Annotated in this window: 2 protein-coding genes and 2 pseudogenes; 1 reads left to right on the forward strand and 3 read right to left on the reverse strand. The window is 58.2% G+C overall.

Annotated elements, in window-relative coordinates; translation table 11 throughout:
* Nucleotides 1-250, forward strand: a 250-nt coding sequence (locus MMF96_RS19210) for a hypothetical protein (RefSeq protein ID WP_256884454.1), incomplete at its 5' end; no start/stop codon positions are given.
* 703 nt (nt 251-953) lie between these two features.
* On the opposite strand, the pseudogene MMF96_RS19215 reads toward MMF96_RS19210, so the two are convergent.
* The 3 genes and pseudogenes from MMF96_RS19215 to MMF96_RS19225 form a co-directional block, all read right to left on the reverse strand.
* Nucleotides 954-1,394: pseudogene (locus tag MMF96_RS19215) on the reverse strand (Clp protease N-terminal domain-containing protein); the annotation flags it as partial.
* Nucleotides 1,395-1,478: 84 nt separating this feature from the next.
* Nucleotides 1,479-1,955 (reverse strand): annotated as a pseudogene (locus MMF96_RS19220) (Clp protease N-terminal domain-containing protein); the annotation flags it as partial.
* Nucleotides 1,956-2,173: 218 nt separating this feature from the next.
* Nucleotides 2,174-2,731: a hypothetical protein gene (locus MMF96_RS19225; RefSeq protein WP_256884455.1), complete on the reverse strand. Its 558-nt coding sequence runs from the start codon at nt 2,729-2,731 to the stop codon at nt 2,174-2,176.
* Nucleotides 2,732-3,525 lie beyond the last annotated feature (794 nt).

Genomic DNA, 3,525 nt, shown 5'->3' on the forward strand with positions numbered 1-3,525 from the left:
TAAAATGGTCACCATGGACAGCAATTTCCACGAGATCAGGCACCACACACGTGGCCCACACCGCCATGATATTGAACCCGATTTTGGACACTGCCACCGGCTCACGGAGAAGTACTCCCCTTTTACTTCCCCTTTTCAACCAAAAACTACGGCAATGAACGACATGCCATGGCCTTCGGAAACAACGAAGCACCCCGGAAACACGCGGATTTTGGCGAGCAACCGCACCCATCAGAACCCAGGGGGCTAGATTCTCTTGGCCGTCGGTTCGATTCCGACCCGGGGCACAAAATGGCCTCTGACCTGCGGTTATGTTCCGCCGGTCAGAGGCATTCAAGGCCAAAAAACAGCCCAACTCCCCCTTTTCAGCAAAATCTTCTGCCGACTTCACTCCCCCTTTTCAAATGGACTAGCTCCCCTTTTTCGCTCCAAGACAGTCATTGGCGGCATTATCCCGGACGATTGCGGGGCCGCTCAGGCGGTCGAAGTACGTACTCGACTCCGCTGCCGCTGGCCGGTCGACGACACGCTTCGTTGCCCTGAAGTTCTGATGCTCTAGGTGTTGCAGTTAGGGCACGCTCACCGGGCACTAAGTCGGGCGGGGTAACCGCGAATCTGACGCCCGCGGAAACAAGTAGTTTGGGAAGACTTCCGAAGTTGTCTGCAGACGCTCCGGTGGTGGACCGGCTTAGGGGACGGTTTGCCGTTCTCTATTTGGGACACCCTTGCGGGCCCTGTGGCGCGGAAAACCGGCGTTAGGCCGCGTAGACCGGTCCCCGGCGGGATGGTCCTGGGCAGTCGAGTGTTCAGGCTGGCGCTCGGGCTCATCGCCGTTTCGACAGGTCATGGATACAACCGGAATCCCCGTAGGTAAATATTGGAGCGGGCCGCGCTCCGAACCTGAACGCCGAGAATGCCCCTAAGTTATCCGATCAGTCGTCGTCGGCGCCATCGCCTTGGTGGCCGGCGAGTAATTGGATAACCTGCTGGCGCACGCGGCCCAGGTCGGCTCCGAGCTTCACTAGCACTTGCGCGGCCACACCTTCGCCTTCGCGGATCAGTCCTAGGAGGACGTGCTCCGTGCCGATGTAGTTGTGGCCCAACTGCAGGGCCTCGCGCAGCGAGAGCTCCAGCACCTTCTGGGCGGCCGGAGTGAACGGGATGTAACCGGCAGGTGCCTGCCGGCCCTGCCCAATGATCTCCTGCACCTGCTCCCGGACACCCTCAAGCGAGATATTCAAGGACCACAGTGCTTCGGCGGCAACACCATCACCCTCGTGGATGAGGCCAAGCAGAATGTGCTCCGTGTCGATGTAATTGTGGTTGAGCATGCGGGCCTCTTCTTGGGCCAGCACAACAACGCGTCGGGCTCGATTATCAAATGGCGCAAATATTCCGCTGGGCTCCTTGCTACTGCCTACTCTGATGCCACCCAGCAGCTGGCCAGTGTGAGGCTTTCTTTCCGCTATCGGTTGGGCATTCGGCCAGCCCTCATCACGAGCGCCGTCGCCCTGGTGGCCAGCGAGTATCCGAATCACCTGTTGGCGGACTATATTGGGCTCGGCCCCAAGCTGGACCAACACTTGCACAGCTACACCTTCACCGCCACGGATCAGGCCCAACAGGATGTGCTCGGTGTCGATGTAGTTGTGACCGAGCATCATCGCTTCGCTAAGTGAGAGCTCCAGCACTGACTTGGCATGGGAAGTGAACGGGACGCTCCCATTGGTGGTCAGCTGTCCCTCCCCAACCCCAACGGTCGCCAGCACCTGTTCTCGGACGTCGTCGAGGTAGATATTGGAGGATTCAAGGGCCTTCGCGGCAACGCCACCGCCTTCACGGATGAGACCAACCAGGATGTGCTCCGTACCGAAGTGATCGTGGTTGAGCATGCGGGCCTCTTCCTGGGCCAGCACAAGAACACGCCGAGCTCGATCGGTAAAGCGCTCAAACATTTCCCCACCCTCCTGGCCACTGCTTAATCTGATGCTACCGAGTAACTGGCCAGCATGGGCTTTTCCCCCCGCAGGAGGTTCCACAAACGGGGTGGCGAGTTCCTCCAGCTCGCACCGTGGATCTGCCCGGGTCCTCATTGCTTGCCGGGGAGCCAGAACTGTGAGTTGTCCTTGCTGAACTTTGGAATGGCGTGTTCAGTAAAACCTAGCCCTGTCCGTTACGCAGGTTCATTAGTTTCTCCTGAACGCTTCGCCCAGTCATTCTGAGCTTCGGCTTCGGCAGCCTCCGATAGTGCCGTGTCGGTGATACTGAGCAGCATGCCGCTGTGGAGCGTGTTGAAGTAATGCATGACAATATCGCGCCCGTTGACTTTCCAAATGCTGGGCGGGACCTCTTCGTTGTTCCAGGGACGGGTGGGTTGACCGTAAAGTCCCTTGAGTTTGTGCCAGATCTCATCGTGGCCGCGGTGGGCGGCTGGGACATCGGGCTCAATGAATGAGTATGGATTGAAGAATACGCCCATGAACTTGCCATGGTACGCCTGCCAATTCGCCGAAAGTTGACCAGGCAGTTCAGTCGAAAGCTCGAACATTTCAGATCCCGACGCGTCTCGTCCCAGCTCAACTCGGGCCCCGGATTTGAAGCCAAGCCGCTTAAAGAGGCTTTCGCGTTCGTCCTCTCCCGCAGGCCAAGGGCCAGTGACCAGGTCAGTCACGACGGCCACGATGACGGACGGCACGGGAACTAGATCAGACGGCGATTCCGTGATGGACATACTGCGAGACTACCCTCTGGGACGGGCACGTCCCCTTGAAGAGCAGGACTCCTATCCATCGCCGAGTCCCGCACGATGAGCCAGTTTATTGTGCCCCTCACTCATTTGTTCATCCCGCGTCCCGCAGGACGTTCCTTAAATGGGCCTGGCCTACGGGACAGGTTCTCAGGTCTTTGGGAGTGACGCGAGGTACTTATCGAAGGCCTGGGGACTTTGCATCGTTGCGTAGGGCAGATGCATCAATCCGGGGTGGCTGGTGGCACGCAGATAGTTCAGCGCGTCGACGCAAGCTTGTTCCTTCCACCGATTCATTAGCATCCTCGGGACTGCCATGCCACCAAGGATGAGGAGGACAGCTACTACGGTGGTTGCGATATTGAGCCATGGGGGCACGGCCGTCCACCAGAGCCGTGGAATGGCATTAATGCTTAGTACGACGACGACACATCCGAGGGCAATGTAAGTCGCCCTCACACGCAATGCCAACAGATGTGTGGCCTTGGGGCCGATACGATCACCCCATCGTTTTGCCGTTTTTGATTCTATGCTCATCGTCGTCATTGCTGTCTCTTCGTCTGCCATATCCGTTATCGCCACTGTAGCTGCACCAAATCACCTGAACGACGCCGGTGCGGCTGACGCGTTTTATCGGGTCCCGGATGGGGCATTCAAAGATAGGTTGCGGTTGGTGCCAAGTATTGATTCGCGCCGTTGGAAGATATCTCAACGGTCCTGCACGTCAGCAGTGCCGACGTGTCCGTTAAAACAAGCAACCCCCATCTGCCGCAGCCAAG

The sequence above is a fragment of the Arthrobacter sp. STN4 genome (genome assembly GCF_024539665.1).
In the GTDB taxonomy this organism is placed as follows: domain Bacteria; phylum Actinomycetota; class Actinomycetes; order Actinomycetales; family Micrococcaceae; genus Specibacter.

Bases quoted from the DNA above. Each gene is read 5' to 3' on its own strand.
- MMF96_RS19225 (WP_256884455.1), bottom strand. From the start codon at position 2,731: ATGTCCATCACGGAATCGCCGTCTGATCTAGTTCCCGTGCCGTCCGTC.